Here is a 4,184-nt window from a genome sequence, read left to right on the forward strand (position 1 = left end):
GTACCATGTCCGAAACCCACTATTTCAAGTTCACCAATGCCGTTGTTATCGCGCCCCTATTTGCGGTAATAACTATTTGGATGGTGTATTGGATGGAACTCCGGTTTCAGGTCAACCTGAACGATTACGGCATCTATCCACAAAAAATAGCCGGATTAAAAGGGGTTGTTTTCAGTCCCTTTATCCACGGTTCGCTCGAGCATCTGTACAATAATACGATACCTTTGGCCGTGTTGACAGCCGCCTTGTTCTATTTCTACAGAAGCATTGCCTTTCGGGTTTTGCTTATTGGAGTACTGGTTTCAGGACTTTTTACATGGGCCATGGGTAGGCCTTCGTACCACATCGGTGCCAGCGGGGTTATTTACCTTTTGGCCAGTTTTATTTTTTTTAAAGGGATTTTTACCAAACACTACCGTCTCATTGCGTTGTCACTGATCGTAGTCTTTATTTATGGCAGTATGCTATGGTATATTTTTCCTGTGGAGGATGGTATTTCTTGGGAAGGTCATTTAGGCGGCTTTTTGGCGGGAATCGCCCTGGCTTTCTTCATGAAATCGGATATCCCCGCACCCAAAAAATTCGACTGGGAACATGAATATTATAACGAGGAAGCCGACGAATTTCTGCAACAGTTCGATGAGGACGGGAATTTTGTGGGAAATCGGTTTAAAGAAATCGATGGGGAAGCTGTTAAAATCAACTTTCATTTTAAAAAAGAAGGGAGGGATAAAAATCAGGAAAATTAGGCGATTGGCGGCAAAAAATTCAAGGTTTAATCGTGCCCTTGGCAGGTTCAAAGTTCAACGTAAAGGTTGATTTAAACTTTGAATGTCAACAACTTTAAACCCTCCGATGGTGCGAACGTTGCGCCCGTATCTCTATAGCAGTTATTTTTTTTCGGATGCTGTTCAAATATTCATTGGGCGTCATTATCGGAATCAATGACTCTTTAAAATCTTTTCCATTTCTCGTGATTATGATGTCGCAATCGGAATCGACAGCGCTGAAGTACTGAAGCGCGTCCTCAAAATCATTAAATGAAGAATTTAATCCCTTTTCGATGGTATGTTCATCCAGTTTGCAGATTTCGGTTATAATTTTGAATTTTCTTAGCTTTTCCTTGGCAACTTCCGGAGTTTCGTTTTTGGTCAGAAAGTAATTGACAGTAGCGAACGAAATTGGGGAAACCACCAAGTCGAGCCTTCGTTTATCCGCTAAGGTCGCCAACTTTGCAACGGGCTTATAAAATTGTTCTCTTTCCCCTAGAAAATCCAACATTATATTGGTATCGATAAAAAGCCTGCTTTTCATTTATGCTTGTGCATTAAATAATCTGAATATTCTTTTTTATAATTCAAGTCGGTCGGAAGGCTCTTTCCCGTTGAAATGCTTTTTACAAAGGGCGAGATTTCAAAATCGTCGTCGCTATCTTCCCTCGTCAATGATTGAAGATAAAATTCCACTATCCGAGATAGACTCAGTTTTTTATCGGAGGCATACTTTTTTGCTTTCTCGATAACTTCCTGATTAAGTTTTAATGTCAATTTTGTGTCCATAACAGTTGATTTGTGCGTACAAATATAATTAAATAATACGTACTGCGCTACTTCCCAAAACATATTTTTGTATGGAATAACTAAGAATAAAAGCGGATGGCCCTATATTAATGGATTGGCTGTAAGAACGGTTACATTACCATTTGGAATTTGTATAGATTAGAGATTTTAGATTACCTCCTCTGCCTCACTACCTCATACAAAAAAACCGCACAGGCTACGGAAACGTTCAGCGATTCGATTTCGCCCAGCAAGGGCAATTTTGCTAGATGGTCTGCCGCCTTCAGGGTAGAAGGGGAGATGCCACGGTCTTCCGACCCCATTACAATGGCGCAGGGTTCCGTAAAATCAACATCATAAACAGTGTTATCGGTCTTTTCAGTAGCGGCAACTACCGTTATACCACTTGCCTGCAAATAAAAGACGGCATCCTTGATATGGTCTACTTTGGCGATAGGCACTTTAAAGGCCGCCCCGGCAGACGTTTTTATAGTATCTGCCGTAACCGGTGCCGCTCCCTTTTTCTGGATGATGATCCCATCCACCCCGGTGCATTCCGCCGTTCTGATGATGGCCCCGAAATTTCGAACGTCGGAGAGTTGATCAAGTAATAGAAAAAGAGGGATTTTGTCCCTTTCAAGAACCTTGGCCACAAGTTCTTCCAAGTCATAAAAAATAATCGGGGAGATATTGGCCACGACGCCCTGATGATTGTTTTTCGTCAGGCGATTTAGCTTTTCGATGGGTACGTAGGATGAATTGATACCGTTTTTTCTAATCAATCCTTCAAGCTCCTTTGACAAATCTCCTTTAAGCCCTTTTTGGATGAAGACTTTATCCATGGGCTCGTTGGCGCTTATAGCTTCTATAACTGCGCGGATGCCGTAGATTTGGGTTTTATTTTGCATATGGTAAAGATAGATAGAGAACCTTTGTATTGGTCATTAGGATGAATATATTAATCCACGGTTATAGAGGTGTTAAGGGAAACTGGATTTCCTTCGTTCGTAAAGCCTTCTAAGCGAACTTCAAACTCACCGGTCACATCCGAGGTAAAAAAATCAATGGTCGTTTTCTTTTTAATAAGCAAAATATTTGGCTCCCAGAGTAATTGATATCTATAATCGGGAATATGCTCAGCTACCTGACTTTGACCGCTACCATATTTTTGCTGAAAATATTCTTTTTTTGGCTGGGGCTTGAACAGTTTAGTGACATAGGTATCTTTTCTACTTTGCCTCTCAACGTAATCGCCGTTTAAGGATTCAAAAACCAAAGCACCTTGATAGCTTTTAAAACCATAAAAATACCTATCCCGAAAAACAAGTATCCGTTTTATATTATTGGCACCATATTCAATGATATCAGTATGGTTTTGCAGCAAAATACCGTCGACTATGACCAACGGGGAAGCATAGGAATTTAGTTGGGTATTGTCTTGTGTAACCGAAAATTCCGGTAGGCCTTTTCGATTCTTCCTTATGGATGCGTATTGAACGACCTCAATAAAGGTTTCCCTTACGGTAGGAAACCTTGTATAATCGTCTAAGTCGAAACTGATAAAGTTTTTATCGTAGAAAAAGGGATAGGTTACTTCTCCCTGAATTATTGTATCCTGTTTTTTTTCGGAATATGCATTCTCGATTTGACTGTGCACACTACGTTCTTCAATAATTTTTTTCATTTTTAAATCGATGCGAAGTGGGGCGAATTCCAGATTTCGATAATCAACTGAAGAGTGCCTATCTACCTGTATTTTAGCCTCTTTATTTTCATTTAATATCTGGAGTATGGCATTTTCCCCATCGTAATCCCTATCCAAATTAAAAAAGAATCGGCCTTTTGTATCAGTTTTGACAATATCGAACACATATGCCTTGCCCGGTATTGATATGGCTATTTGAGCATTGGCCATTGGTTGCTTTGTTATCTTTGATACTACTTTTCCTGAAATCAACTCCCCCCTCAGCTCCGGCAGATAAATCGAGTCTCCTTGGATGATTTCGGTTATTCGGTAAAGATGCGCGAAAGTACCGCGCTGTCTCAAGTGGTGGGGTATCTATAGAGTTTACCCTGCGCACTGACAATGAATATTGGCCATACCCCCTAGCATCATTTAAAGAGGAAAGACTCAGAGAAACTTTTTCTCTTTTTTTGTGGGAAGGGGTATCGACTGACAGTTCGATGCTACTATTGAGCGTTTTTAAGTTTTCGGGAGCGGTGTCCGAAGTCATTTTGGCAGAGCTAGTTTTCGCTAAATCCATTTCTCGTTTCACGACCGGCTTCCGATTTTCTTCATAGGGATTGATGACCATGATATTCCCATGAAAAAGGGAAGCCTTACCCTCGTTTTTCATCCAGTGGGTGTACCCAATAAATTTGTAATTTCCGGACGGTACATCTACCGGAACGAGAAAGTCTCCCTGACCCTGCCCCGAATTCGGTTTCACCTTATGTTTAAAAACGAAAGTTTTATCGGAAGTCACCAATTCAATGTAGGCAATCTTGCTAAGGCTGCTCAAATTCGCTGTTTTAGCGTTCAAGCAATAAATTTTGTAATACAAGGTCTCCCCGGAAAATAGTACACTCGAATTATAATGTACAAATAGATTTTCTTTCGGAATT

General features: G+C 40.6%; 5 protein-coding genes and 1 pseudogene. 1 reads left to right on the top strand and 5 read right to left on the bottom strand.

Features of this window, described 5'->3' with window-relative positions; translation table 11 throughout:
* The coding region (locus ACEW8S_RS14190) for a rhomboid family intramembrane serine protease (protein WP_373518795.1) at positions 1-749 on the top strand (749 nt) is incomplete at its 5' end.
* Positions 750-843: 94 nt separating this feature from the next.
* Here ACEW8S_RS14190 and ACEW8S_RS14195 read toward each other — a convergent pair.
* The 5 genes and pseudogenes from ACEW8S_RS14195 to ACEW8S_RS14215 all read right to left on the bottom strand — a co-directional run.
* Positions 844-1,314 carry a type II toxin-antitoxin system VapC family toxin gene (locus tag ACEW8S_RS14195; protein WP_373518796.1) on the bottom strand — a complete coding sequence of 157 codons (471 nt, stop codon included), beginning with the start codon at positions 1,312-1,314 and terminating at the stop codon, positions 844-846.
* Positions 1,311-1,559: a DUF6364 family protein gene (locus ACEW8S_RS14200; RefSeq protein WP_373518797.1), complete on the bottom strand. Its 249-nt coding sequence runs from the start codon at positions 1,557-1,559 to the stop codon at positions 1,311-1,313. Before ACEW8S_RS14200 ends, ACEW8S_RS14195 begins: the two co-directional genes overlap by 4 nt.
* 173 nt (positions 1,560-1,732) lie before the next feature.
* Positions 1,733-2,467, bottom strand: a complete 735-nt coding sequence (rlmB, locus tag ACEW8S_RS14205) for a 23S rRNA (guanosine(2251)-2'-O)-methyltransferase RlmB (RefSeq protein WP_373518798.1) — start codon at positions 2,465-2,467, stop codon at positions 1,733-1,735.
* Positions 2,468-2,517: 50 nt separating this feature from the next.
* The gene (locus tag ACEW8S_RS14210; RefSeq protein ID WP_373518799.1) at positions 2,518-3,474 is read right to left on the bottom strand and encodes a hypothetical protein; all 957 of its coding nucleotides are present in this window, start codon (positions 3,472-3,474) and stop codon (positions 2,518-2,520) included.
* Positions 3,407-4,184, bottom strand: a pseudogene (locus tag ACEW8S_RS14215) (hypothetical protein); the annotation flags it as partial. The gene ACEW8S_RS14210 and the pseudogene ACEW8S_RS14215, both read right to left, overlap by 68 nt.

This window comes from Pricia sp., from assembly GCF_041745955.1.
Taxonomy (GTDB): domain Bacteria; phylum Bacteroidota; class Bacteroidia; order Flavobacteriales; family Flavobacteriaceae; genus Pricia.

Coding starts and splice junctions, on each gene's coding strand:
- ACEW8S_RS14195 (WP_373518796.1), bottom strand. CDS start 1,314: ATGAAAAGCAGGCTTTTTATCGATACCAATATAATGTTGGATTTTCTA.
- ACEW8S_RS14200 (WP_373518797.1), bottom strand. CDS start 1,559: ATGGACACAAAATTGACATTAAAACTTAATCAGGAAGTTATCGAGAAA.
- rlmB (WP_373518798.1), bottom strand. CDS start 2,467: ATGCAAAATAAAACCCAAATCTACGGCATCCGCGCAGTTATAGAAGCT.
- ACEW8S_RS14210 (WP_373518799.1), bottom strand. CDS start 3,474: ATGGCCAATGCTCAAATAGCCATATCAATACCGGGCAAGGCATATGTG.